The sequence below is a fragment of the Nitrospirillum pindoramense genome, assembly GCF_007827955.1.
Taxonomy (GTDB): Bacteria; Pseudomonadota; Alphaproteobacteria; order Azospirillales; family Azospirillaceae; genus Nitrospirillum; species Nitrospirillum amazonense_B.
Window position 1 is genome coordinate 1 of sequence record NZ_VITR01000010.1, and the last position, 25,106, is coordinate 25,106.

General features: G+C 68.3%; 19 protein-coding genes. 14 read left to right on the forward strand and 5 right to left on the reverse strand.

All coding sequences use genetic code 11. The features are described from left to right. The 7 genes from FBZ90_RS27890 to FBZ90_RS17000 all read left to right on the forward strand — a co-directional run. On the forward strand, positions 1–1,407 hold a 1,407-nt coding region (locus FBZ90_RS27890), incomplete at its 5' end, for an MBG-2 domain-containing protein (RefSeq protein ID WP_186455863.1). Beyond that, entirely contained in the window at positions 1,391–3,226 is a 1,836-nt protein-coding gene (locus FBZ90_RS16975; protein ID WP_145733886.1) for a tetratricopeptide repeat protein, read from the forward strand. The genes FBZ90_RS27890 and FBZ90_RS16975, both read left to right, overlap by 17 nt. 104 nt (positions 3,227–3,330) lie before the next feature. After that, positions 3,331–4,794: a capsule assembly Wzi family protein gene (locus FBZ90_RS16980; protein WP_145733888.1), complete on the forward strand. Its 1,464-nt coding sequence runs from the start codon at positions 3,331–3,333 to the stop codon at positions 4,792–4,794. A 110-nt stretch (positions 4,795–4,904) separates the two neighbouring features. Then, positions 4,905–5,504, forward strand: a complete 600-nt coding sequence (locus tag FBZ90_RS16985; RefSeq protein WP_145733890.1) for a TetR/AcrR family transcriptional regulator — start codon at positions 4,905–4,907, stop codon at positions 5,502–5,504. A 2-nt stretch (positions 5,505–5,506) separates the two neighbouring features. After that, positions 5,507–6,178 (forward strand): exopolysaccharide biosynthesis polyprenyl glycosylphosphotransferase, encoded by a 672-nt coding sequence (locus FBZ90_RS16990; protein ID WP_246130477.1) that lies wholly within the window; start codon positions 5,507–5,509, stop codon positions 6,176–6,178. Positions 6,179–6,428: 250 nt separating this feature from the next. Then, positions 6,429–6,944 carry an RNA polymerase sigma factor gene (locus FBZ90_RS16995; RefSeq protein WP_145734295.1) on the forward strand — a complete coding sequence of 172 codons (516 nt, stop codon included), beginning with the start codon at positions 6,429–6,431 and terminating at the stop codon, positions 6,942–6,944. Further along, positions 6,941–7,672 carry an anti-sigma factor family protein gene (locus tag FBZ90_RS17000; protein WP_145733892.1) on the forward strand — a complete coding sequence of 244 codons (732 nt, stop codon included), beginning with the start codon at positions 6,941–6,943 and terminating at the stop codon, positions 7,670–7,672. The genes FBZ90_RS16995 and FBZ90_RS17000 overlap by 4 nt, the downstream gene beginning before the upstream one ends. A 10-nt stretch (positions 7,673–7,682) precedes the next feature. Here the strand turns inward: FBZ90_RS17000 and FBZ90_RS17005 are convergent, their stop codons facing one another. Then, positions 7,683–9,056, reverse strand: a complete 1,374-nt coding sequence (locus FBZ90_RS17005) for a DUF1329 domain-containing protein (RefSeq protein WP_145733895.1) — start codon at positions 9,054–9,056, stop codon at positions 7,683–7,685. Positions 9,057–9,229: 173 nt separating this feature from the next. On the opposite strand from FBZ90_RS17005, the gene FBZ90_RS17010 reads away from it, so the two are divergent. The 4 genes from FBZ90_RS17010 (at position 9,230) to lldD (ending at position 14,851) form a co-directional block, all read left to right on the forward strand. Continuing rightward, positions 9,230–10,801 (forward strand): DUF1302 domain-containing protein, encoded by a 1,572-nt coding sequence (locus FBZ90_RS17010; protein WP_276509102.1) that lies wholly within the window; start codon positions 9,230–9,232, stop codon positions 10,799–10,801. 56 nt (positions 10,802–10,857) lie between these two features. After that, on the forward strand, positions 10,858–12,651 hold the full coding sequence (locus tag FBZ90_RS17015; protein WP_145733899.1) for an ATP-binding cassette domain-containing protein: 1,794 nt from the start codon (positions 10,858–10,860) through the stop codon (positions 12,649–12,651). Between the two features lie 45 nt (positions 12,652–12,696). Further along, a complete protein-coding gene (locus tag FBZ90_RS17020; RefSeq protein WP_145733902.1) occupies positions 12,697–13,575 on the forward strand; it encodes a LysR family transcriptional regulator in 879 nt (292 codons plus the stop codon). A gap of 112 nt (positions 13,576–13,687) precedes the next feature. Beyond that, entirely contained in the window at positions 13,688–14,851 is a 1,164-nt protein-coding gene (lldD, locus tag FBZ90_RS17025) for an FMN-dependent L-lactate dehydrogenase LldD (RefSeq protein ID WP_145733904.1), read from the forward strand. Here lldD and FBZ90_RS17030 read toward each other — a convergent pair whose 3' ends face one another. The 4 genes from FBZ90_RS17030 to FBZ90_RS17045 all read right to left on the reverse strand — a co-directional run bounded on the left by FBZ90_RS17030 (position 14,852) and on the right by FBZ90_RS17045 (position 19,939). Beyond that, positions 14,852–15,781, reverse strand: a complete 930-nt coding sequence (locus tag FBZ90_RS17030) for a nucleotidyltransferase domain-containing protein (RefSeq protein WP_145733906.1) — start codon at positions 15,779–15,781, stop codon at positions 14,852–14,854. 96 nt (positions 15,782–15,877) lie between these two features. Then, positions 15,878–17,191: a glycosyltransferase gene (locus FBZ90_RS17035; RefSeq protein WP_145733908.1), complete on the reverse strand. Its 1,314-nt coding sequence runs from the start codon at positions 17,189–17,191 to the stop codon at positions 15,878–15,880. 61 nt (positions 17,192–17,252) lie between these two features. Continuing rightward, the gene (locus FBZ90_RS17040) at positions 17,253–18,710 is read right to left on the reverse strand and encodes an O-antigen ligase family protein (protein WP_145733910.1); all 1,458 of its coding nucleotides are present in this window, start codon (positions 18,708–18,710) and stop codon (positions 17,253–17,255) included. Beyond that, complete coding sequence (locus FBZ90_RS17045; protein ID WP_145733913.1) at positions 18,707–19,939, reverse strand: MATE family efflux transporter; 1,233 nt, start codon at positions 19,937–19,939, stop codon at positions 18,707–18,709. The genes FBZ90_RS17040 and FBZ90_RS17045 overlap by 4 nt, the downstream gene beginning before the upstream one ends. Positions 19,940–20,098: 159 nt before the next feature. On the opposite strand from FBZ90_RS17045, the gene FBZ90_RS17050 reads away from it, so the two are divergent. From FBZ90_RS17050 to FBZ90_RS17060, 3 genes are read left to right on the forward strand one after another with little or no spacing between them, the layout of a single operon-like run. Beyond that, positions 20,099–21,079, forward strand: coding sequence for a GumC domain-containing protein (locus FBZ90_RS17050; RefSeq protein WP_186455865.1), 981 nt, complete (start codon positions 20,099–20,101; stop codon positions 21,077–21,079). A 3-nt stretch (positions 21,080–21,082) separates the two neighbouring features. Then, complete coding sequence (locus tag FBZ90_RS17055) at positions 21,083–22,039, forward strand: glycosyltransferase family 2 protein (RefSeq protein WP_145733917.1); 957 nt, start codon at positions 21,083–21,085, stop codon at positions 22,037–22,039. A 28-nt stretch (positions 22,040–22,067) separates the two neighbouring features. Beyond that, the gene (locus FBZ90_RS17060) at positions 22,068–25,070 is read left to right on the forward strand and encodes an SLBB domain-containing protein (RefSeq protein ID WP_186455866.1); all 3,003 of its coding nucleotides are present in this window, start codon (positions 22,068–22,070) and stop codon (positions 25,068–25,070) included. Positions 25,071–25,106 lie beyond the last annotated feature (36 nt).

A 25,106-nucleotide genomic window follows, 5' to 3' on the forward strand; every position in this document is an offset into this window, starting at 1 on the left:
AACGGCGACAGCGTCACGGGCGTGACCCTGGCCAGCAGTGGGGCCGGCACGGCGGCGTCGGTGGGCAGTTACCTCGTTGTGGCCAATGGCGCCACGGGCACGGGGCTGAGCAACTACTCGGTGAGCTACGCCACCGGCACGCTGACGGTCAACCCGGCGGCGCTGACCATCACGGCCAGTGGGGTGAGCAAGACCTATGGCACCAGCGCCAACCTGACGGGCTACAGCAGCAGCGGGCTGGTCAACGGCGACAGCGTCACGGGCGTGACCCTGGCCAGCAGTGGGGCCGGCACGGCGGCGTCGGTGGGCAGTTACCTCGTTGTGGCCAATGGCGCCACGGGCACGGGGCTGAGCAACTACTCTGTGAGCTACGCCACGGGCACGCTGACGGTCAACCCGGCGGCGCTGACCATCACGGCCAGTGGGGTGAGCAAGACCTACGGCACCAGCGCCAACCTGACGGGCTACAGCAGCAGCGGGCTGGTCAACGGCGACAGCGTCACGGGCGTGACCCTGGCCAGCAGCGGGGCCGGCACGGCGGCGTCGGTGGGCAGTTACCTCGTTGTGGCCAATGGCGCCACGGGCACGGGGCTGAGCAACTACTCGGTGAGCTACGCCACCGGTACGCTGACGGTCAACCCGGCGGCGCTGACCATTACCGCCAACGACGCGACCAAGACGGCGGGCCTGGAGTTGATCCTGGCCGGCTATGGCATCAGCGGACTGCTGAACAGCGATAGCGTGACGCAGGTGGCGTTGAGCAGCCCGGGTGCCACGGCATCGGCGGCCCCTGGCAATTACACCATCACGCCCAGCGCGGCCGTTGGCACGGGGCTCAGCAACTATGACATCCGCTACCAGACCGGAGTGCTGAGCGTCACGGCCCCCGCCGTGCTGACCACCAGCACGTTGCAGCGTCAGGTGGTTGCCGCCGTGGTGCCGACCGCCAGCCTCGCGGCCGTTACCTCGGTTGTGGCCACCACCTCAAGCCTGGGAAGTACCGGGTCGCTGACCAGCGCCGCCACCAGTGTCGGGGCCACGACGACCAGCGTCAGCGCGTCCACCGGCACCACCACCGCCAGCACCACCACCGCAACGCAAAGCGCGTCGGGGCAAAGCGCGTCGGGCCAGAGCACGTCGGGCCAGAGCACGTCGGGAACGTCTTCAAGCGGATCGGGGTCGAGCGGAACGTCGTCCAGTGACAGCGGCTCCTCCTCGTCATCCGGCACCACCGTTTCCTCCAGCACCTCGTCGCGCAGCGGGGACGGGGGGAGCAACGGTGGCGGTCAGGCGCCGGCGCAGACCTTTGCGGTTTCTTCCTCCGGAGGCGAGGGTGGTGTCTATAATCAGCTGCAAATGACATCGGCACCCATTCAAGGCACGAAGCAGGATGAGCGGAAGCAATAACGGCGATTTTTCCATTCCCGTGGTGGAACGCAGCGGCGACGTGCTGATGGAGATCGGGCGCCGCGTTCCCGCCTTCGCCCAGGGCTTGCAATTGCAGTCGTCCGGGCGGACGGCGGAGGCGCGGCAGGTGTTCCTGCAACTGACGGAGCGCCCGGAACTCACCGCCCCCAGCCTGCACCAGCTGGGTGTCATGGCGGCTTACGAGGGCGACAACCTGCGGGCTGCCGGGCTGTTCGAGCATGCCCTGAAGATAGAACCGGGGGAGACGCTGTATTATTGCTCCCTGGGAACGGTGTTCGAGCGTATGGGTGATCTGCCCCGCGCGGCCGGCATCATGGTGAATCTGGCGGTGATGTTGCAGACGCGGGGACAGCATGCCGATGCCATTCCGCTTTACCGCCGTATCCTTGCCCTTTCCCCGCTGAACTATTCCGCCTGGGTCAACATGGGTACGGGCCTGGCCTGGATGGGGCAATCCCGCGAGGCCGTCGTGCCCCTGATCGTGGGCGTCATCCTGTTCGGTCGCGTCTTGCCGGAGGCACGGGACCTCGGGAAGCTCTTGATCGAGGAAATTGGCGACCGCTTGCCGGAGCTGACGGCCGCGCTGGCCACCCTGCCGGAGGGGATGCCCGATGGCCGGCTGGAGCGTCTTGAGGAAGTCCTGCAGACCCTGGACAAGGCCCTTCGTACCGCTGGTTTCATCGACGCCACGGTGATGGCGCTGGATGTCGCGTTGAAGCTGGCGCCTGGCAACGCGCTGGCCCGCTGGAACCATTCCCTGGCCTGCCTGGCCCGCGGCGACTTCGCCACCGGCTGGGCGGATTATGAGTGGCGCTGGGTGTGGGACCAGTTCCCCGAACCCCGGCGCATCCTGGCCGCCTCGCAGTGGCGCGGGGAAGAACTGGCGGGCAAGCGCATCTACGTCTGGGGAGAGCAGGGGTTCGGCGACATCCTGCAATTCGCCCCCCTCGCGCGCATCCTCATGGATCGCCATGCCCCGGCGGAGGTGGTGCTGGAGGTGTCATCCCCCCTGGTGGGCATCCTGGGTATCGCCCTGGCGCGGCTGGGCATCAGGGTCGTGTCGCGGCCCGACAACCCGCATCGGTTCGGGGTGGAAGAGGCGTTCGATTACCACATTCCGCTCCTGAGCCTACCCCACATGCTGTCGCTGCGTGTACCGGACCTGCCTTTGATGCCCGGCTGGCTGGTCCTGCCGGAGGAGCAGGTGGCGCGCGGCCGCGACCTGCTGCCGCCTCCCAGCGGCAAGCGTCGCATCGGTGTGGTGTGGGCCGGCCGGCCGCAGCATTCGGAGGATGCGCGCCGGTCCCTGCCTCTGGCCCACCTGGGCGCCGTGCTTGACGCCATCCCCGACGCCGAGTGGTTTTCCCTGCAAGTGGGCCCGCGCGCCGGGGATGCCCTGGCGTTCAAGGGCCGCCTGCACGACCTCAGCCCGCAGTTGAAGGACTTCATCGACACGGCCGCCATCATCGCCAACCTTGACCATGTGGTCGCGGTCGATACGGGCGTGGGCCACTTGGCGGGCTGCATGGGCAAGCCGGTGTCGCTGCTGCTGGCCCACTCCGTCGATTGGCGGTGGGGCATTGGCGACACCACATCCCCTTGGTATCCCAACCACCGCATTCATCGTCAGCCCGCCCTGGGCGACTGGCCCGGGGTCATCGCTTCCCTGCGGGCGGAACATGCACAGCCCGCGGCCGCGCCACAGGGCGCCGCCGCCGATGTCATCCCACCGGCGGAGCCCAAGCGCCGGGGCGCGTCCAGCCGCCGGGCGGCCGCGAAGGAAGTGGCCGAAAGCTGATCCCCGGCGTTTACGAAGTTACGACCTATCCGCCCGTTTTCGCTTGGCTTTAAGCTGCGTCCGGTCCCGATCACGGGGCTGGATTTGGCCAAGTGGACTCCAGGATGCGGACCGGGGCGATAGGCCGGCGGCTGGCCGGCGCGCTGTTTTTCTTGATGGGCACGGCGGGGTGGGCCGCCGCCTCCCCCTGGGGCGAGGTGGGCGACGCCCAACTGCGCGGCGATATCGAGGTGCTGGCGGCGGCCGGCCTGCTCGATGGCGTCACCACACCGTGGCCGTTGCCATGGACGGCCGTGGTCCCCGCCTTGCGGACGGCCGACCTGGACGCCCAGCCGGATGCGGTGCAGGCGGCGGCCCTGCGCGTCCTGGGCCGGGCCACGCGTGAGAACAGGCCGGGCTTCAGCACCAGCGCCAGCCTGGACCTGACCAACGCGCCGTCCCTGGTGCGCGGTTTCGACAGCTTGGGCCGGGGGCAGGGGCAAACGCAGGTGGCGCTGTCCTACAGTTCCGACACCGTGGCCGCCCGCCTGGCGGTGGGTAGCCTCACTCAAGACTTTCACAGCGGCGCCACCAAGCTGGTGCTGGACGACAGCTACATGGCGGTGAAGGCCGGTGACGCTCTGGTTTATGGCGGCTGGCTGACCCACTGGTGGGGTCCCGGCTGGATCTCCGCGCTGACCCTGTCCAACAACGCCCGCCCCATGCCGCAGCTGGGGATTCAACGCCTGGACACCTCACCCTCCACCTGGCCGGTGCTGGAATGGCTGGGGCCGTGGCAGGCGGAGTTCTTCCTGGGCCTGCTGGACGGCCCGCGCCTGCAGAAGAACACGGTGTTCGATGCCCTGCGCGTCACGGTCAATCCCGCGCCCGGGTTGGAGATTGGATTGGCCCGCACCGGGGAGATATGCGGCCAGGGCCATCCTTGCGATCCGGCCGAATATTTTCAGCTTAACAACTCGCCCACCGACGTCAACAAGACCAACGATGAAGGCGTGGTGGACATCAAGTACGGCCATGACCTGTGGGGTGTGCCAGCCCAGGTTTATGTTCAGCTGATGAACGAGGACACGTCGCCCATCACCCATTCCGGCACCAGCCATTTGTTCGGCGCCACCGCTTTCGTGCCGGTGGCTGGCCGTCCTTTCCGGATCACGGCGGAATACGCCGACAGCATTTCCACCACCAACATTTTCAGCTTCGCCAGCCGCATCTACGGTTTTTCCTACACCAATGGCGGCTATCCCGACGGCATGCGCTACCGGGGGCGCACCATCGGCTTCAGCCTGGACGACGACTCCCGCCTGCTGTCGCTGCAGGGCAGTTGGAGTGACGCCGACGGCCGGACCTATGAGATGACGCTGCACCACGCCGTCATCGGCACGGCGCAGTCGGCCGGCGCCAATATCGTCAGCCCGGTGCCCGTCAAGGTGAACATCCTGGAAGGACGGCTCAGCCTGCCGTTCCATCGCTTCACACTGGATCTGCGCGCCAGTGTCCAGGACGACCAGACCCGGCCGGATCACGGCTTCCTGCCCGCCGTGGAGGCGGCGGTGCGCATCGCGCTGTGACCAGAAAAATGGACGGCCGCAGGGAATAATTCCGCCCCGCCCATCCGTCATGGGGATGAGGGGCTGGTGGTTCGCCATGCCGGTCCCGCGTCAGCCTGCCGGAGGTGCCCATGCCGCCCATCGTCGCCTGTGCCAAAACCACCCCCCCGCGCGATCGCGTGCGGGATGTCGCCGCCGGCCTGTTCGCCGATCGGGGCCTGGATGGGTTCAAGATGCGGGACTTGGCGGCGCGCCTGGGCGTCAGCGTCATGACGCCCTATCGCTATTTCGAGAACAAGGAGGCCATCCTGGCCTGCGTGCGCGCGCACGGCTTCGCCTGCCTGGCTGACACGCTGGATGGGGTGGCGGGCGAGGGGGCGCTGGAGCAGCGCGTCGCGGCCCTGGCCGCCGCCTACGGCGCCTTCGCCCTCGCGGAACCGGCGCGCTATGGCCTCATGTTCGGGCCGGCACCCGCCCAGTCGCCGGGCGCTGTTGAGGTGCGACGCCAGGAAGCCCGGGTGGAGGCGGCCTTCACCGTCCACGCCCATGGACTGTCGGAGGCGGGCCTGAGGTGCGCCGAGCCCGCGACCCTAGGCCGCCTGCTATGGTCCACGCTGCACGGCGTCGCCGTTCTGCATTTGGGCGGCCAACTGCCGCAGGTGGACCTTGGGGGGGCGCTGCGTCATGCCGCCCGCGCGTTGACCATTGCCTGTGCCGGAGTTGCCGCGTGACCATGACGGCACCGCAGCCGTTGCGGATGGCCGAGCGCCCGCGGCGGGGCGCGGTCGAGGACGCGCCGCCGCCCCGCATCCGGCCCCGCCTGACGGTCAAGCGCATCCTGGACCTTGCGCTCAGCCTGGCGCTGCTGCTCGTCTGTCTGCCGCTGTTGGCCGTGATCGCGCTGTTGATCCGCCTGGACAGCCGGGGCCCCATCCTGTTTCGGCAACAGCGGATCGGCTTGGCGGGCCAGCCTTTCCACATCATCAAGTTCCGCACCATGCATGTGCTGGAAGACGGCGCCGATGTGGTGCAGGCGCGGGAGCGTGATCCGCGCGTGACCCGCGTGGGCGGATTGCTGCGGGTCAGCAGCCTGGATGAACTGCCCCAGTTGCTGAACGTCCTGTCAGGCGAAATGTCGTTGGTGGGCCCGCGGCCCCACGCCGCCGCCCATGACGACTATTATCGCGCCCGCATCCCCAATTACCTGTATCGCCACAACGTGCGTCCGGGCATTACCGGCTGGGCCCAGGTGAACGGGGCGCGGGGGGCCACACCACAAGTTGCCGACATGCAGGCGCGTGTCGACCTGGACGCCTGGTATGTCGACCACGCCAGCCTGGCCCTGGACCTGAAGATCCTGGCGCTCACCCCCCTGGTGGTGCTGAGCCGCCGCAAGGCCTGCTGAAGGGCCTCTCCATCCCCGAAAAAATCCTATTCTTAAGGATAATATGTGGGCAGGGGAATAAACCCTTAAGACCATTCGTCTTAGGGAAGAGAGGACAGCGCATCCACCAGGGAATTGGCCCTTGGGATGCCAGCTTGGACGGACGTAAGCTGATGCGGCACAGGCACGGGCCCCCCCTATGGTTCATCGATTCCGTGTCGGAGAACCCTAGGCCGTGACCCGACCCCAACAGTTCGCGAATGCCCTGGTCATGCAACTTCCGGCTTTAAGGCGATATGCCTTGGCGCTGGTGGGCAATGCCGCGCTTGCGGATGATCTGGTCCAGGATTGTGTTGAACGGGCGCTGCGCCAATCGGCGCAGCTGCGGGAGTTACCCCGCATTTCCGGTTGGCTGCGGCGCATCTTGCGGAACCTTTATACCGACGAGCTTCGCCGTGGAAACAGCCGGGGGGAGGAACAGGACATAACCGAACTGGCCGACCATGTGGAACTGAGCGCCCCGCCGACCGATGTCGGCGCCGCGAGGGACTTCGTGAAGGCGGTCAGCCGGCTGACGCCGGAGCATCGGGAAATCCTGCTGCTGTCCAGTGTTGAGGAACTGAACTATCGCGAGATCGCGGAGGAGCTCGACATTCCGGTGGGGACCGTGATGTCGCGCCTCGCGCGGGCCCGAGAGCGGTTACGGAGTGTAATGCAAGGCGAGGGCGCGGAAATCATCCCGCTGACCCCGAGCCCGCTGCCCCCAGGATCGAAAGACCGAAAGTGAGCGACCATACCCCCAACCATCCTCCCATCGCGGAGGTCGACCTGCACGCCTTTTTGGATGGCGAGCTGCCGGAAGACCGCGCCCGCGTTGTGGAGGCCGCGATCCTCGCGGACCCCGCCCTGGCGGACCGACTGGCCGCCTATGAGGCCGACAAGGCCATGATGAAGCGCCTGTACAGCCCGTTGATCGAGCGCCCGGTCCCCCAACACTTGATCGACCTGGCCCAATCCGCGGCCGAGGCACCAATGTACCGCCCCTGGGCCGACTGGCGCCGTCTGGGTGCCGTGGCGGCCGTTGTGCTGCTGCTGGTCGGCGGTGGCGCCTATCTGGCGGGGCGGCCGGCGGGCGACGTGGTGCAGATGGCGTTGGCGGCGCGGGACGTTCCGGCGTCGGTGCCCAGCGACCTCAGTCCTTACAACGCGGCCCTCAGCCGCATCGTCGCCCTCAACATCAAGGTGCCGGACCTGAGCCGGGCCGGTTACCGCCTGGCCGGCGTGAAGGTCGCGGACGGTGCTGCCACCGTGGCCTACCGGGATGCAGCCGACCGGCTGTTCACCATTTACCTGCGCCATTCCGACGGCACGGTCCGCTTTGACCAGTTCAAACGCGACAACCTGCGTGTCTGTGTCTGGCAGGATGACCAGTTGAGCATGGTCATGGCCGGCGAGATGTCGGCCGCGGTCATGCAAAAGCTGGCCAGCATGGCCTATGTCGGCCTGACGGCCTGACGGCTTGGTTTTAGCGGACGGAGCGGGCCGAGAGGCTTTCGGGGCTGAACAGGGTTGCGGGATGCGGGGCGGTCACGGTGTAGGGTGTCGCCTCGCCATTGAAGGCGAAGGTGTAGGCGTAGCCGCCCAGTTCGAAGTCATGGATGAATTGGCTGCCGATAACCACCGCCGGCACGTCGGGCATGAGGTACATGGTGGCTTGGCCGAATTTCCACAGCTTGCCCTGCTCGTCCCAGGAATCCCCGTAAACCGCCATCCAAGTGTCTTCGTCGAGGTAGAGCCGCCGATGCGGGACCACGTCATGCGCGCCAGCGGCCAGGGTGCCGTCGATTACCCAGACGCGGTGCAGCTCATAGCGCAGCGTGTCTGGGTTGGGGTGGCTGCGGCCCAGCACCTCCGCCACCGGCTTGGCGTACAGGCGGTTGTTGTTGTAGGGCACGAACATCTCGGCCTTGCCCACCAGCTTGAAGTCATAGTGGTCCAGGCCGCCGAAGAAGATGTAGTACTCGTCCTCGCTCATGTAGCCGGCGGCGTCGGTGTTCGGGACGTCGTAGGAAATGGCCGGTGCCTTGCGCACGCGATGTTCGCCCGGCAACAGCCGCCACGCGGCGAAGTCATGCCGCTTGATGTTGATGGGCTGCCAGTTGAGATAGCCTTCGCCCACCCGGGACGCGGGCGCGACCGCCATGTGCAGCGTCTTGAAGTAATAGCCGCCGTAACTGTCGGGCGTGGCATCGCGGTAGTAATAGGGGAAGTCGGCGATTTCCTTATACCCGCTGGCCTTTTCCGCCACCCCGTCCCCTGGCACCACATAAGTGCTGACCGTCACTTCCCGCGCCTGTCCCCAAAAGGCCAGAAGGTGGTTCCACATGGCCTGGAAGCCGTCCTTGGGCAGGGGGAAGGGAATGCCGCCCGCGGCACCCTCGACACCATAGGCGATCCCTTCCGGGGCCGGCCGCGCCCGCGTGGCATTGCGATAGATGTTGTCATAGACCCAGTCCGGCGCGGCCGCGGTGCGGTGGCTGGGATAGATGTCCATGCGATAATCGGGGTCACGCTCGAACAGGTGCTTGGCCCCCTCGGGCAGGCGGTCGGCATATTCCCTGAAATTCTTGGACGTGATGGAGAACAGCGGCTTTTCCCCGGCGAAGGGGTCAGGCCGCGGGCCCGTCAGCGGCGCGCCCGATCCCGCTGTCGCCAATCCGCCCGTCCAGGCGGGGATGCTGCCATCGGCATTGCCGGCGCGCTCCGCCCCCACCGGCGTCAGGCGCGATTTCAACTGCGCGGCCTCCTGTTCGGTCACCTGGGCATGCGGGCGGGTGGAAAAGCTGGTCAACGCCACGGTGGCCAACAACGCGGCGGACAGGACGGCGGTGGATCGCATGGGCTCGCGGACGGGGCGGGTTGGCTAGAGGGGCATCGCCCCGATGGGACGGACCGTCGGGATCATGGCTTGCCGCCCCCCTCGGACACAAGCGGCATGTGGCCACAGCCCATTTTATTGCAAGTATGCTAGCATCCTGCCCCCAAGCCCTTGATGGACCGGGAAAAAAGCCGATGGCATTCCGCCTTTCCGTCCCCCTTCGCAGATGCTGCCTTTCCGCATTCGGCCTGTGGGTGTCGGCTGCTTCGGGCGCCGAATTATATTCGGGCGGCGGAACGGACCTGCGTTGGGACAATACGGTGCGCTATACCCTGGCCAACCGCATCAGCCCCCGGCAGGATGCCCTGCTGACCAACCTGAACTGGGACGATGGCGACCGCAACTTCGCGCCCGGCCTCATCTCCAACCGGCTGGACCTGTTGTCGGCCCTGGACCTGGGCTGGGGCGAATGGGGGCTGCATGCCAGCGCCGCCGCCTGGTATGACACTGTCTATCAGGGCCGCACGGATGACGCGGATCCCCGCGCCATCAACGCCTCCTCCGCCACCCGGGGCCATTTCGCCCGCGCCGTCCGCGACCTTCAGGGCCAGCATCTGGAATTGCGCGAGGCATTCGCCCGTGGTGCCATCACCATCGCCGACATGCCCCTATCCCTGCGGGTCGGACGGCAAGCCCTGGCATGGGGGGAGAGCCTGTTTTATGACCCCAATTCCATCGCCGCCGCCATGGCGCCCGCCGACTACACCCGCCCCGTCGGCGGCCCCAGCGCCTACAGCAGTGACATCTATCGCCCCGTGGCCCAGGCGGTGGTGACACTCCAACCCCGGCCCGATATCTCCCTGTCGTTTTATGACCAGTTTGAATGGCGGCCGGCCCGTCAGGCGGGCAGCGGCAGCTATTTCAGCTATATGGATTATATGGGCGCCGGGGCCGACCGCCTTTACATCGACGGTCTGCGCTACGCCGCCCGCCAGGACGACCGCACGCCGACCGGCGGGCGGTTCGGTGTCGCCCTGCATGCCACCCTGGACGGGGTGGACTATGGCCTGTACGCCCTGCGGTACAGCGCAACGGAGCCGCAATACGAAGTGGCCCCGGACAGTGATAACCCTGTTCCGGGGGCGGACGGCTATTATCGCCTGATCTATCCCGGCGGCATTCAACTCTACGGCGCCAGTTTCGCGGCGATGGTCGGCGACAGCACGGTCACGGGCGAGGTTTCCGCCCGCCGCAACATGCCCCTGCTGCTGCCCTCGCTGACGGGAAGCGGGCCGGTGACGTCGCAATACACGGCCTTCGTCCGGGGGGATACCCTGCACGGCCAAGTGTCCCTCACCACGGCCCTGGGCCGCTCCACCCTTTGGGGTACCAGTTTATGGGACAGCGCCGAGGTGAACGCCGAGGCGGTGGTGGATGGCGTGCTGAACGTTCTGGGTGATTATGACGGCAGTCAGTGGCAGCACCCCGCGACCAAGGTGCGCGTTCTGTTCGAGCCGCATTATTTTCAGGTCCTTCCCAACCTGGACCTGACCCTGCCGCTGGGCGGCGGCTACAACGTCACCGGCCACAGCCTGAGCTATTACGCCCAGAACGCAGGGGCTGGTGACGTCACCGTCGGCATCGGCGCGACCTACCGCAGTGTATGGAAGGCCAGCCTGACCCTGACGCACTACATCGGTGCTGCCAGCCGGCAATTGCTGGCCGACCGCGATTTCGTGGCCTTGGGGTTGGAGCGCACGTTCTAAACCGGCCCGCGCCGCTCTTCTTATAATGAATTGGCCAGCAAGGACGTTTCACCGTCATGGATCAAGATCGCGCGGGTTGGGACCTGCTCCGTTCCTCCCGCGACTTCTTTGTGGATTTCCGCGCCCACGCCCGGGGCGATGGCCTGCGGGTCGCGGCCCTGATCGTCCTGGGCGCCGGGGTTGAGGGCGTCGGCCTGGTTCTGCTGGTGCCTTTACTGGGGCTGGTGATTGGGGATGCCCGTACCGGCTGGGCGGTGACGCTGGCCGCGCATCTGCCGTGGTCCTCCGCCGATGGCGGTCCGCTGGTCCGCCTGCTCTCCATGCTGGCCTGCTTCGCGGCCCTGGTCGTCTTGCGGGCGGTGGTGCTGTGGCACCGCGACGTGCTGCTGGCCAAGTTGCGCCTCGGTTTCGTCGAGGAGCTACGCGGCCGCCTGGTGGCCCGGCTGATCGCGGCCCCCTGGACCCGGCTGGCGACCTTGTCCCAGGCCAGGGTCAACCATTTGCTGGGCAGCGACATCATCCTGACCGGCGCCTGCGTCCATTTCATGCTGCAGGGGGCCGCATCGCTTTTTGTGCTGATGATGCAGTGGGGGCTGGCCTGCCTGTTTTCCCCGGCCTTGGCGGCGCTCACGGGGGTGTTGCTGGTGGGGGCGGGGGTGGCGCTGATGCCGCAATTGATCCGGTCGCGGCGGCTGGCGCGTGATGTCGCGGACGCCAACCTGCACCTGGCCACCAGCGGCGCCCAGTTCCTGGGTGGGCTCAAGCTGGCCCTCAGCCAGAATCTTCAGCACCGCTTCGCCACCGAATTCAATGACACCTTGCATCGCTTGCTGAATCAGCAGGTCGCCCTGGTCAAGGAACAGAGCAAGTCGCAGTTGGCCTTCACCACGCTCGCGTCCCTGGCGGGGGCCGCCGCCATCGTCATGGGTGTCTGGGCGTTGAGTGTGCCACCGGCCGTCCTGATCGTTTTCGTCCTGCTGCTGGCGCGGATGAGCGCGCCGGCAGCGCAGTTGCAACAGGGCGCGCAGCAGTTCGCCAACTTTCTTCCCTCCTATGAAAAGGTGCGGGCGCTGGGGGTGGAATTGGCGCAGGACGCGGTGGTGGCGGCCGATGGGGCGGATGCCCCCCATTTCTCGGCCCGTCCCCAGCCCATCCGTTTCCATCAGGTCGGCTATCGCCATCCCGGTAGCGGCCGGGGCGTATCCGGGCTGGACCTCACCCTGGAGGCCGGCAGCTTCGTGGGCATCGTGGGGGCCTCGGGCGCTGGCAAGACCACCTTCGCCGATCTGATCGTCGGGCTGACGGTTCCGGATACCGGCACCGTCATCGTGGGCGGCCAACGGTTGGAGGGGGCCCTACGGCGGCGCTGGGCGGCGGCCATCGCCTATGCCCCGCAGGAAACCTTCCTGTTCCATGACAGCATCCGGGCCAACCTGTCGTGGGCGCATCCCACGGCCACGGAGGCGGATATGCGATCAGCCCTGGCCTTGGCCGGTGCCACGGCCTTGGTCGACAGACTGCCGCAAGGGCTGGATACCGTTGTGGGGGCGGAAGGTGGCCTGCTGTCAGGCGGGGAGCGCCAGCGCCTGGCGCTGGCGCGCGCCCTGATGCGCCGGCCGCCGCTGCTGGTTCTGGACGAAAGCACCAGCGCCATCGACATCTCGGGGGAGCGGACCGTGCTGGCCAGCCTGGCGTCCTTGCCCTGGCGGCCCACCATCGTCCTGATCGCCCACCGGCGGGAGAGCTTGGCGTTGTGCGACCGCGTCCTGGAATTCGCCAATGGTCGCGTCGTCGCCGATGACCCTCACCCGTCGGCGCGTGCGATTGAGGCTGGACAAGCGCAGTCCTGATAGGAATATCCTGATGAAATAATTTCCGCATCAGAATGGTGTTTCATGGAGCTGCGCAACCTGCGCGTCTTCGTCGAGGTGGTCCGCCAAGGCGGATTCTCGAATGCCGCCAAAACCGTCTTCGCCACCCAGTCCACCGTCAGCAAGGCGGTGAAGCAGCTGGAGGAGGAGATAGGGGCGCCGCTTCTGGAGCGTTTGGGCCATCGCGTCCGGCTCACCGACCTGGGGGAGGCCGTCTACCCCCGCGCCGTCCGGCTGCTGGCCGACCGGGCCGATTTGCTGTCGGAACTTGATGAACTGCGCGGATTGAAGCGCGGCACCTTGCGGCTGGGGCTGCCGCCTGTCGCCAGCAGCAGCATCTTCGCGCCCTTGCTGGTGCGTTACCGGCGGCTTTATCCCGGCATCGATGTCCGCCTGATCGAGCATGGCGGGGACGAGCTTATGGAGCGCGTCCGGTCCGGCGACCTGGACCTGGCCGCCAGCCTGCGGCCGGAGACAGACGATTTGGAATGGCAGGACGTCAAACGGGAACCGCTGGTCGCGGTGCTGGCTGCGGACCACCCCCTGGCGCAGGCGAGTTCGACGGATATCGCCGCGCTCAGGGATGTGCCCTTCATCCTTTTCGCCGAAGGGTTCGCGATCAACCGGCTGATCGGGAACGCCTGCCGCCGGCGGGGCGTCGAGCCGGTTGTGGCCGCGCGCAGCAGTCAGGTGGATTTCCTCATGGAGTTGGCGGCGGCTGGGCTGGGCGTGGCCTTTCTACCCCGCGTGCTGGCCGAGCACAGGCCGCATACCCGCATCCGGGCCCTGCTGCTGACCGAGCCGGAGACGGAGTGGCGGCTGACCATGATTTGGCGACAGGGGGGATATTTGCCCCATGCGGCGCGGGCCTGGCTGGATATGGCGCGCCAACCCTCCGATTGACATTCCAAATCCGACTGGAAACCAGTCGAACGTTCCATTTCTATAATATCGGTTTCAGCCTTACCTCTATCGCTGTCCACCCCCGCCGCCTGGCGATCCCTGGAAGAGCGATATGATCATCTCCGCCCCGTCCGATTATCGTGAAGCCGCGCGCCGCCGTTTGCCGCGTTTCCTGTTCGATTACATTGATGGTGGCGCCGTCACCGAAAGCACCCTGAGGAACAATGCCGGGGCGCTGCAGACGATCGCGCTGCGCCAGCGCGTGCTTCAGGGTGTCGGCGCGCCGACCCTGGAAACCGACATATTGGGCAGCCCCTGGGCCATGCCGATCGCGTTGGCGCCCGTGGGCGCCACCGGCATGTACGCCAGGCGAGGCGAGGTGCAGGCCGCCCGCGCCGCCGCAGACGCTGGTATCCCTTACACGCTCTCCACTGTTTCCGTCTGCTCGATCGAAGAGGTCGCGCGGGGCGCCAAGGGCGAGTTGTGGTCCCAGCTCTATGTCCTGAAGGATCGGGGCTTCATGAACAACGCCCTGGAACGGGCCTGGGCGGCGGGTATGAAGACGCTGGTCTTCACGGTCGATATGCCGGTGCCCGGGTCACGCTACCGCGACCGGCACTCCGGCATGTCGGGCCCGGGCGCAACGGTAAGGCAATACCTGCAGGCCGTGACGCACCCTTCTTGGGCGCTTGATGTGGGGCTTGCCGGCCGGCCGCTGTCCTTCGGCAATATCGAAGCCTACACCGGCCGCAGGATGACGATGAACGACTACATGGGCTTCATCGGCAGCAACTTCGATCCGTCGATCGCCTGGCATGACCTGGAATGGATACGCGACAGCTGGAAGGGCAAGCTCATCATCAAGGGCTTGCTGGATCCCGAGGATGCGCGTGATGCCAAGCGGCTCGGCGCCGACGGGGTCATCGTATCCAACCATGGCGGACGTCAGCTTGACGGAGCCATCCCGACCGCCGCCGCCTTGCCCGGGGTGGTCGACGCAGTTGGCGACGACCTGACCGTGCTGGTCGATTCCGGCGTCCGGTCGGGGGTGGATGTCGTGCGCATGCTGGCGCTGGGCGCCAAGGGCGTGCTGCTGGGCCGCGCTTACGTCTACGCCCTGGCCGCCGGTGGGCAGCGGGCGGTCTCACACCTGCTCAACCTGTTCGCCGCCGACATGAAAGTCACCATGACGCTGATCGGGGCGAAAACACCGGCTGACATCACCCGGGACGCGCTTGATTGCGCGGCGAAGCACCTTTCCTCCCAGCAGCTGTAGCTAACGGCCGGACAGTTCATCCAGACGCGCCTGCCACGCGGCTTCGATGCGCAGGCGCATCTCATCCCACAGGCTGTGGGATTCACGGGTGGACCGCGTCCAGGCGCCCTTCAGCCGGTCGGTTTCGTTGAAGCGGTGGATCTTCCGCCGGGCTTCCAGCGCTTCCAACCCCCGGCCCAGGGGGCTGTCCAACAGCCATTCGCCCGCGCGCTTCAGCCCGTTGGCATAGGGGGGACAGTCCTGCCAGCCCGCCAGCGCGTCGACGGGGGGCGCGTCTACGGGCGGCGCGCCGACGGCGTTGGGCAGCCATTTAGCCGTCCACGCGTTGGCTTCGCGCACGGCATCATAGGTTTCGATGCCGTGCAGGGGGATCATCTGGCACAGTTCCTGGGCGTCGTAGAGGCTGCGGCGCGCCAGAGGCAGGGCAGCCATGGACAGGAAGGTGTTGGGACAGAACAGGCCCCGCGCCAGCTTGGCATCCAGCAACGCCAGCAGACGGCAGAGGGCGCGGGTGCGCCACATCGTGCCGGCATCGGTCACCAGCAGGAAATCAATGTCGCCATCGGGGGGGAAGTTGCCGGCGGCCAGCGATCCCGTCATCGCCACCATGCGCACGTTGGGCAGGCTGGCCAGGAAGCGGGCATAACGGCGCGCGGTGGGCCATTGGCGCCGGGACAGCTCCCGCCGGGCGCGCCGTATGGCGAACAGCTCCGGCCGGCCCCGCAGGGCGTGATAGGTGCCATCGCTTTCCAGGTGACGCCGCAAGGCGGGACCGTCCAGGGCCTGCTGCACATCGCCCGGTGTGCAGCGGATGCCGTGCAGGTAGCGATGGATTTCCGGCACGGTCACCGGAAAGTTGAAAATGTCGCGGTAAGCGATGGTGGAATAGATCGCCGTTTCCAGCGGGTTCATCGTACGCGCGATGGTCATGACTTTCGTTTTCCGCGCCCAGTGCGCCGGGCCCGCCGCGCCGCCTGGCGCCTGGTGGCCCTGAGGTTCTTCGTTCAGCATCGGGCCCCCTGCCTCCTATCCAGATGCCTGTTCCGCGTCGGCCCAGGCCATGCCAGCCGCCGCCGCTGTCGCCCGGGGGCGCAGGGTCATTTCCCAGGCGCGCTCGAACCCGGCGGGCGAGAGCGCGCGGGCGACGAAAGCCGCCCCCTTGAGCGCCGCGTCCGCCCACAGCTCGGCATAGGCCTCCGGTTGCGTCAGGTAAGGCCCCCATTGGTCCTCCGGCACCATCAGCGGATAGCCGGGGGGGCGTAATCCCTCCATGGCTGTACGGTTGCCCAGGACCGGGCAGCCCCAGGACCACGCCTCCGCCACCTTGGTCTTGATGCCGCCCGCCACCAGCGCCGGCACCAGGGCGATGCTGCCGGGCCGATAGACCTGGGCCAGATCGTCGGCATAGCCGTGCCAGTGCACCCCGGGCACATCGGCCAGCGGCCGCGTCTGCCGGCCGTGGATGTGCAGCGGCGTGGCCGGCGCCAGCCGCCGCCATTCCGCCAACAGGAAATCGATGGCGGTGCGGTTTTGCAGTTGCCGGTCGCTGCCGATAAAGACGAAGCGCAGGGCCTGGGCGGTTTCCCGGCCGCCCTGTGCGGGGATCTGGGCCCAGGGCCGGGCTTGGAGGGGCACACCGGGCGGGATGGCGCGCACCACCGGCGCCGACCGCGCTGTGCCAACGTCCACCGGCGCGCGCTGGCACAGCATCTGCCGCTCCACGGGCGACAGCAGCACCGTGACGCTGGACGCCCGCATCACCTCCCGCTCCGCCGCCGGCAGGGTGCCGGCCTCATAGGCGGTGACCATGCGGGCCAGCGGCCCCTCCGCCAAGCGGCGGGCCCAGCGGGGAAAATGCGGGCCGACGTGGCCGGTCAGCAAGGGCATGCGGTGATGGCGCAGATAGGTCATGCGCCGTGACATCAGGTCGTCGAAATCGGTGACGATGTGCAGGTCCGGCAGGGCCCGGCGCAGGGCACGCAGCAGGGTCTGGCACCGCACGGTGTCGAGATAGACGGCATCGAACGCCCCCCGCCGGATATGGGCCGCCATCCGTTCCACCTCCCGCGGGCCGGCATACAACAGGCATTGCAGGGGCCGGGGGCGGCCGGTCGCCAAGCCGGACAGCCATGCGCTGGCGGCACCCAGGCGGTCCACCGCCCCGCCTTGCAGCACCGACCGCAGGGTCAGCACCTCCACCGTGTGGCGGCGGCGCAGGGCGTCCAGAATATGGCCCATGATCGGGGTGCGGCCGTTGCGTTGCGCCAGGTCGCGGGTCGTCACGAAGGCGATGCGCAACGCGGGCGCGCTGGGAGGCGGCGGGCTGAAGAGGGTATCCATGGTCTACCTGGGTCGGGGGCGGAAGCGTGCCCCTGTACCCATGACGGATGGGGACCTGTCTCTATTCCCTGACCGGCGCCGAATGTTGCGGACCCAGGTGGTTCATGGCGCAGCAGATCGCCAGCGGGATCCACAACCCCGCGTCGACAAAGGTGTCCTGGTTCAGGAAGCTGAAGCCCAGCGCCGCGGCGCTGGCCAGGCGGAAATAACCATGGAAGGCGTCGTGCGGCGGACCGCGGAATAGTTGACGCCAAAAGAAGATGACGAACAGGACGAACCCCACCACCCCTGTTTCCGACAGCAGGCGCAGAAACAGGTTCTTGGCGTTGCCCTTTTCCGGGGAATTGGGGTCCAGCCAGCCGATACCCTCCTTGGCGCCCTGCGTGAACAGCTGGGTGCTGAAGGCCCAGTCAGGGGCGTATTCCCCGAAATAACGGTAGTTGTTGCCCAGGGAGACGCCCAAGACCGGATGGTCCAGCCAAGTCAGCGCGGACGCCTCCGCCGCCGCGAACCGGCCAGCCAGGGCCAGGGCGTCGGTGATCCCAGTGGCGAGATCGCCGCCCGCGATGCTGTTGAGGTCGGCGGACTGGGTCAGATAGGCGACGGGCCCCATGACATAGCTGGCGCCGGCCCCGGTGCCCAGCCCGCTCATCGCCGCCAGGGCGCCGCCGCCAGCCGCCAGCACGCCCAGGAAGGTCACCGCCGCCAGGATGCGCCCGCGCAGGGCGGCGAGAAAGACGCTGAGCCCCAGCATGGCGACGATGCAGGCCAGGCCGAAGCGGGAACCGGAGAACAGCAGGCCACCGATGGCGACGGCGAAGCCGGCACCCAGGCGCGGGGCATGGCCGGGCAGGGCGGGCAGTCCCACCCCTTCCTGGCGCGCCATGGCGCGGGCTATCAGGGCCGGGATCAGCAGCACGATGATCTGGGTGGCCAGCCACGATGGCTCGAACGTCATGCCCTGGGCCCGGCTGACCAGCCCGTCATAGCGCACCGCGATCAGGTCGGTGATGGCCTGGACAACGCGCAGCAACTCCCCATGCTCGGCCATGGCCACCACTTGCACCCCGGCGAAGGCGATGGACGCGGCCATGCCGATGAAGAGATAGCGCAGCGTCATTTGGATGTCGGCCGCCGTGCGGATGTGCAGGCGCGCGGTGACGTAGAAGGCCACGCCGACGCCCCAGGTCAGCAGCGCCCGGATGAAACTGTCCAGTGGTGTCTGGCCCTTGAAGGCATCGGGCGGCTGCACCATCACAACGCCCAGCCCGCTGACGATGATGTAGAGGGTGAACAGACCCAGGGCCGCGAAGCCATCGGCGGCCAGGCGGGGCCGCTGGCCCAGGACAAGCAGGCGGTAGGCGGCCAGGATCAGCAACAGGGCCGCCGGCACGATGGCCAGTGGCCGGGCCAGCGTGCCGTTGCCGAAGGGCAGCAGGGGCGTGGCCGAGACCGGCACGCACAGCAGCAGCGCCTGCCACAGCCGGCGCTCGATGGGGGCGATGGGATCGGGGGTCATGATGCCGCCAGGGCGGCCGGCGCCGCCGTCAAGGGCCGCAAGCGCAGCAGGTGGAAGAAGCCGACGGCGGCGCGCAGCGCGCCGGCCATCACCGAGGCGACGCAGGCGCCGGTCAGGCCGAACCGCCAGGTGAGCCAACTGCCCAGGGTCAGGCCGAACAGGGCCGGGTAGAGTTGCATGCGGAAAACGGCGCCGCTGGCGCGGTATCCCCGCAGCGTGGCGCCGCACAGCGTGGCCGCCAGATAACAGGCATAGGCCAGCGTCAGCAGGCGCAACTCGTCGGGATGGGCGGCATAGGCGCTGTCCCGTCCGTAGAAAATGCGGGCGGCCCAGTCGGGCGCCACGGCGATGGCCAGGAAAAGGGGACCGACCAGCCCGGCCGCCACCAGGCCCCGTCGTCCCACCAGGCGCAGCAGGTCCGGAAAACTCAGCCGGTCCCGGGCGCGGGCCACCTCCGGCACCAGCATGTTTTCCATGCCGAAGATCACGGGGCTGGCCACGGCCGCGACATTGGCCAGTGCCACCAGCGCGGCGGCGGCGGGCGCGTCGTCATGCCAGGCCAGCAGCCACAGGAACCATTGTGTGGACAGGGCGGCCAGCAGGTTGGCCCCCAGCACCGGCGCGCCCAGGCGCCAGTTACCCCGGGCCTCCTCTGGCAGGTCGCGGGCGGCGGCCACCCATCCGGTCCTTTGGCGCCCCGCCACCGGCAGGGTGGCCAGGGCCGACACGGCGGCGACCAGCAGGAAGACGCCACCGATGTCCAGGTGGGCGCGCAACGCCCACACCGCCGCCAGCGGCCCCAGATAGCGCAGGGCGTCCAGGGCGATCAGAACCCCATGCCGGCCATCGGCCAGCAAGCCGCGCCGCACCACCTCCTGCATCTGCCAGCAGACCAGCGCCGCCCCGGCGGCGGGCAGTAGGCCCGGATGGCCGATGCTGACCGTGGCCACCCCCAGCAGAGGCAGGAAGGCCAGGGCGCACAGCGGCGTCAGCATCAACGCCACAAGCAAGGGCCGCCCGCCCGGTGCTGGCTGTACCGACAGCGGGTAGGTCACCAGAGCCTGGTGCAGCGTGTTCAGCACCAGGATGAAGGACAGCGCCACGGAGTAGGCGCCATAGTCCGCCGCCGGTAACGCGCGGGCCAGCGTCACGTTCAGCGCGAAATTGCCAAAGCTGACGATGGCCTGATCGGCCAGCCCGCCGGCAAGTCCAAGCCCTGTCCTTCCCACTGTTGCACCCGATGCGCTGAAAACCTTCGAAGTGGGGGCAGAGTGGTCCGGGGATGCCCGTGCTGGAAAGCACTATATTTTTGCCCGTTTGGGGAATATCGGCCCGCCGCCATCCGTCGTTCTGCCAGTCTCAGACGATAGTGGGTGTGGATAGTGGGCGTGGATACTCCAGAGTTGGCGTGGGCCGGGCGCACCGTACCCCCATCCGAACCGGACATCGGTGCGGCCTGGGTGCCGTGCGGCCAGGGGGGCGATAACCTGGGCCTGTTCCTCGGCCGGTTGCGCCGCCATTGGATCTTGGCCGCCACCCTGTTCCTGCTCAGCGTGTCAACCGCCACGGCGCTGGCCTTCCTGTTGCCCTCCTACTGGCGGGTCGAGGTCATGGTGATGCCGGTGTCCAAGAGCGGCGCCGGCTTCGGCAACCTGGACCTGGGCAGTGCCTCGGGCATGCTGGGGGGACTGGGTGGCTTGGGCGGTGTCGCGGGCCTGTTGGGCAAGTCCTCCTCCAATGAGGATGAGGCCATGGCCGTCCTGGGCTCGCGTGAGCTGTTCGACACCTACGCCACCCAGCAGAACCTGTTGCCGGTGCTGTTCGCCAGCAAATGGGACGCGGACGCCAAGCGCTGGACCGTGCCGGCGGACGAGGTGCCGACCCTGCGGCGCGGCTTCAAGCTGTTCAACCGCAGCATCCGGGACATCGCGCTGGACCGGCGCAGCGGCATCGTAACCCTGGCCATCACCTGGAAGGACCGCGAACTGGCGGTGCGCTGGGCGCGTGACCTGGTCGCCCTGACCAATGCCCAGTTGCGGGACCGCGCGCTGGCCGACGCCAACCGCAACCTGGCCTATCTGCGCGGCGCCATGGCCAACGCCCAGAAGGAGGGCAACAGCAACGCCCTGAACGCCGCCCTGGTCAGCGCATATGAGCGCACGCTGCAGAACTATATGTACGCCAACGGGCAGACGGAATTCGCCTTCCGCATCATCGACCCCCCCACCGTGCCCGACGTGCGGGAGAGGGTCTGGCCCAACCGCCCCCTGTTCCTGGCGCTGGGCGTCATCCTCGGGGCCCTGCTGGCTGCCGCCGCCGTACACCTGCGCGGCCGGGCCTTGGATGCCTCCATGGCGGAGCGCCGCTGACAAATGCGCGCGTCCAAGATCGCCATCCTGGTGCCCAGCTACAACGGCGGCGCCCTGCTGGCCGAGACGGTGGCCTCCGTCGCGGCGGCCGGCCTGCCGCCGGACAGTTATGAGATCGTGGTGCGCGACAACGCCTCCACCGACGGCAGCGCCGACGCCCTGCCGCCCCGCGACGCGCAGGGCGCCGCCATCACGCTCTGCCGCAACGCCCATAACCTGGGCCGCGTCGCCAACTGGAACCGCGCCATCGAGGCGGCGGAGGAGATGGGCTTCGGCTTCGCCCTGTTCCTGATGGTGGGCGACCTGGTGCACGGCAGGGGCCTGATCGCGTTGCGCGATCGCATGGTGGCCGCCGGCGCCTGCCTGGGAATCGCCAGCTATGAGATTGTGGATGAGGCGCTGCGGCCCCAGCGCGTGGCCCGTCGCATCCTGTGGCGGGGGGCCGCTGGGCTGTCGGCGCGGGACTTCCTGACCCAATCCCTGGCCACCGGGGCCATGCTCTACGGCCCGCTGGGCGCCAACCTTTATTGGTTGGGCGGCGGGCGGGGGCATCTGCGCTTCGATCCCAATGATGAAAGCCACACCGACCAATTGGCCACCGCCGTCTTCACCCGCGTAGCCGGTGGCGGCGCGGGGGGAGTGGTCACCTATCTGGACCGGCCCATTTCTCGCTGGCGGGCGCGGCCCGGCCGTTTCCACAGCGGGATGGACCCGCGCGGGCGGCTGGCCAGCGATGTGCGGGTCATGGAGCGCGCCTGCCAGGCCGCCGGCGTGCCGGTCGATCATCCCCGCATCCGCGCCAGCCTGCTGCTGCGCGCGGTCTGGCTGACCCGGGGCGACCTGCGCGCCGCGTGGGCCTGGTCCGGCGCCCTGGTGCCGGCGGCGCCGTCCTGGACCTGGTTATTCCGCCTGTTGTTCCGGCAGGCGCTGCACAAGACACCCTGGCTGGTAAAGGCCTGACACGATGACGAAAAGAAATGGGGCGACGATGAGGTCTGGCCGCACATGGGCGCACCGCGCGCTGCTGCTGGCGGCGCTGGCGTCCGGCGTGACGCCGGGCCTGGCGCAGGCTCAGGGCCTGGCGCAATTGCTGGGCGGTGGCAATGGCAACGACCTGACGGGCGACCTGCTGCGCACGGTGCAGCAGCGCCTGACCGGCCAGTCCACCGTGCCGTCCCTGCAACCCGACGTGCAGATGCAGAATCCCCCTGGTTATGGTCCCCAGGGGCCGGGCGCCCAGATCTACGGCCCGCCGTCGGCCATCGAGCGGCTGATGAGCGCCCGGGCGGGACAGCCCATACGCCAATACGGCTATGAGGTCTTCGGCCGGGGCGGACCGGTGGTCGTCCGGCAGAGCGGCGCCCTGCAGGACAGCTACGTCCTGGGGGAGGGGGATGAGATCGTCCTGACCCTGCGCGGCCAGCAGAACGCCAGTTATCGCACGCGGGTGGATCGGGATGGCCGGGTGGTCTTCCCGGGCCTGCCGCCCATCGCCGGGGCGGGCCGCCCCTTCGGCGCCTTCCGTGAAGATTTGGAGGATGCCGCCAGCCGCGCCCTGACCGGAACCGAGGTGCTGGTTTCCGTGGGCGCGGTACGCCAGATCGCGGTGCGCGTGGCGGGCGAGGTCAACGCGCCGGGCCTGTTCACCCTGTCGGGCCTGGCAACCGCCATGGACGCGCTCAGCCTGGCGGGCGGTGTCAAGAACACCGGGTCCCTGCGGGACGTGCAGGTGGTGCGCGGCGGCCGCAGCTTCCGTCTGGACCTCTACACCCTGCTGATGGGCGACGCCTCCGGCCACGATATCCCGCTGGCGGAGGGGGACCGCATCGTCGTGCCCTTGCAGACCAGCGCTGTGGCCATCGTCGGCCAGGTGAAGCGGCCGGCCATTTATGAACTGCCGGCCGGTCAGCAGGCCACCCCGCTGACCACGCTGATGGCCATGGCCGGCGGGACCGAGGTACGGGGCAGCTATCGCTATTCCATCCTGCGCACGCGGGAGGATGGCAAGCGGGAGATGGTCCAGGTGGGGGCCGGCGGCACCGCCACCGTGCGGGACGGCGATGTTGTCTTCGTGGCCCCCACCGCCGACGTCTCCCTGGCCAAGGTGGAACTGCGCGGCGCCACCACGCTGAACGGCAGTTATCCTTTGGAAACCGTGCGCTCCCTGCGCGGCCTTCTCGGCTCCAGCGACATGTTCACGCCAACGGTGGGGCGGCCTCTGCCCTATCTGCTGGCCGACGCGGTCATCCGCCTGGATCCGGCGACCCTGCAGCGCACGGTCATCCCGTTCGCCGTCTCCGACGTTCTGGAAGGCAAGGCCGATGTGGCCCTGCAATCCAATGACGTCGTCTACATCACCAACGTGGCGGAAATGCGCTACATCGCCCGCAAGGCCGGTGAGCAGCAGCGCAACCCGACGCGCAAGGTGAACGACCACCCCGATCCGGTGGCCCCGCCGCCGGCGCCCGACGCCACGGCCATGGCCTTGCAGGCGCAGATGGCCGCCCTGCCACCCGGCGCCGCGGCGGATCCGCGCCTGGCGCAGCTGGCCGCCCTTCAAGGCATGCAGTTGCCGGCCGGGCAGGGCATGCCGTCCGGCGGCGTGCTGGGCCAGGGCGCGCCAGCCCTGGCGGGCACCAACCCCGCTTATGCCGCCTTCGCCGCCGCACAGATGGGCCAGCAGGCGCAATCCGCCCAGGACCAGGGCCCGCCCCGGCCGGAGGAGGAGCGGCTGAATCCCGGCATCGTGGCACCGCCCGAAGTCATCACCAGCCAGGACGGCACCACCACCCGTGCGGACGATGACGAGGAGCAGTCCGGTGCGCTGCCCGTCACCGGCACCGGCGCGCTGAGCCCCAGCCAACTGGGTGCCGCCCAGGCGCTGGCCCAACGGCCGAAGCGGCCGCCGCTGCGCCTGTTCGTGGGCCTGGACGATGACGCCCGCCGTCTGCTGGTCGGCACGCTGGCCAACTATCACGTCACGGTGGTGGGCGAGGTCAACAGCCCAGGCGACTTCCTGGTCATGCCCGGCGCCACGCTGGACAAGCTGGTGCAAGCGTCGGGCGGCCTGACGCCCAAGGTGGATCTGCATGCCTTCGAGGTGACGTCGGCGGAGATCGACAACGCCTCCGGCCTATCGCGTACCGTGCGGCACACCTATGGCCTGCCGGTGGCGCAGTTCGCGCAAGTGGCGCTGAAGCCGTTCGACCGCGTGCGCTTCAACCCGGTCTTCTCCGACCGCGACACCGGGGATGTGACCCTGGCGGGTGAGGTCAAGTTCCCTGGCGGGTATGAGATCCTGCGGGGTGAGCATCTGTCGTCCGTGCTGGCGCGGGCCGGGGGCTTCACCGACGCCGCCTACCCGGCGGGCGTCGTCTTCCTGCGCCAGTCGGTGGCGGAATCCCAGCGCGACACCTTGCAGAAGGAGGCGGACGCCCTGGAACGCCAGATCGTGTCCATCGTCGGCAACACCAGCAGCAAGGTGCAGGTCACGGATGGGGAGATCGCCTACGTCACCCAGATGATCAACCGGCTGCGCCAGGGCACCGGACCCGCCAGCGGCCGGGTGTCGGTGCATGTCGACCCGCGCGAGATCGCGGCCCATCCGGAACTGGACATCGTCATGGAACCGGGCGACCAACTGGTGGTGCCGCGCCAGCCCAGCGCCGTGGTGGTGTCGGGTGAGGTCATGGCGCCCGGCGGCATCCAGTTCCGCACCGACCGCAGCGTGGACGATTACATCGCCATGGCCGGCGGCATGACGGAAATCGCCGACGACGACCATGTCTTCGTGGTGCAGCCCGATGGTTCCGCCGTGCAGGTGAACGGCGGGGGCTGGCTGTCCGCCGCGCCCAAGCTGGCGCCCGGGTCCGTCATCGTCGTGCCGCGCAAGCTGCGCCACTTCACCTGGGACAGCATCCTGATGGACATCGTCCAGGTAACCAGCCAGTTGGCCATCACTGGCGCCTCGCTGGCCGTGATTTCCCGGTAAGCCGATAGGGAATAAAGGGCCCCCGGTTTCCGTCCT

What these genes read in the sequence shown, in the direction of transcription:
- FBZ90_RS17010 (WP_276509102.1), top strand. Translation starts at nt 9,230, where the DNA reads ATGGCATTCCGCCTTTCCGTCCCCCTTCGCAGATGCTGCCTTTCCGCA.
- FBZ90_RS16980 (WP_145733888.1), top strand. Translation starts at nt 3,331, where the DNA reads ATGCGGACCGGGGCGATAGGCCGGCGGCTGGCCGGCGCGCTGTTTTTC.
- FBZ90_RS17040 (WP_145733910.1), bottom strand. Translation starts at nt 18,710, where the DNA reads ATGACCCCCGATCCCATCGCCCCCATCGAGCGCCGGCTGTGGCAGGCG.
- FBZ90_RS16985 (WP_145733890.1), top strand. Translation starts at nt 4,905, where the DNA reads ATGCCGCCCATCGTCGCCTGTGCCAAAACCACCCCCCCGCGCGATCGC.
- FBZ90_RS17030 (WP_145733906.1), bottom strand. Translation starts at nt 15,781, where the DNA reads ATGACCATCGCGCGTACGATGAACCCGCTGGAAACGGCGATCTATTCC.
- FBZ90_RS17015 (WP_145733899.1), top strand. Translation starts at nt 10,858, where the DNA reads ATGGATCAAGATCGCGCGGGTTGGGACCTGCTCCGTTCCTCCCGCGAC.
- FBZ90_RS17060 (WP_186455866.1), top strand. Translation starts at nt 22,068, where the DNA reads ATGAGGTCTGGCCGCACATGGGCGCACCGCGCGCTGCTGCTGGCGGCG.
- lldD (WP_145733904.1), top strand. Translation starts at nt 13,688, where the DNA reads ATGATCATCTCCGCCCCGTCCGATTATCGTGAAGCCGCGCGCCGCCGT.
- FBZ90_RS17020 (WP_145733902.1), top strand. Translation starts at nt 12,697, where the DNA reads ATGGAGCTGCGCAACCTGCGCGTCTTCGTCGAGGTGGTCCGCCAAGGC.
- FBZ90_RS17055 (WP_145733917.1), top strand. Translation starts at nt 21,083, where the DNA reads ATGCGCGCGTCCAAGATCGCCATCCTGGTGCCCAGCTACAACGGCGGC.
- FBZ90_RS16975 (WP_145733886.1), top strand. Translation starts at nt 1,391, where the DNA reads ATGAGCGGAAGCAATAACGGCGATTTTTCCATTCCCGTGGTGGAACGC.
- FBZ90_RS16995 (WP_145734295.1), top strand. Translation starts at nt 6,429, where the DNA reads ATGCAACTTCCGGCTTTAAGGCGATATGCCTTGGCGCTGGTGGGCAAT.
- FBZ90_RS17005 (WP_145733895.1), bottom strand. Translation starts at nt 9,056, where the DNA reads ATGCGATCCACCGCCGTCCTGTCCGCCGCGTTGTTGGCCACCGTGGCG.
- FBZ90_RS17035 (WP_145733908.1), bottom strand. Translation starts at nt 17,191, where the DNA reads ATGGATACCCTCTTCAGCCCGCCGCCTCCCAGCGCGCCCGCGTTGCGC.
- FBZ90_RS16990 (WP_246130477.1), top strand. Translation starts at nt 5,507, where the DNA reads ATGACGGCACCGCAGCCGTTGCGGATGGCCGAGCGCCCGCGGCGGGGC.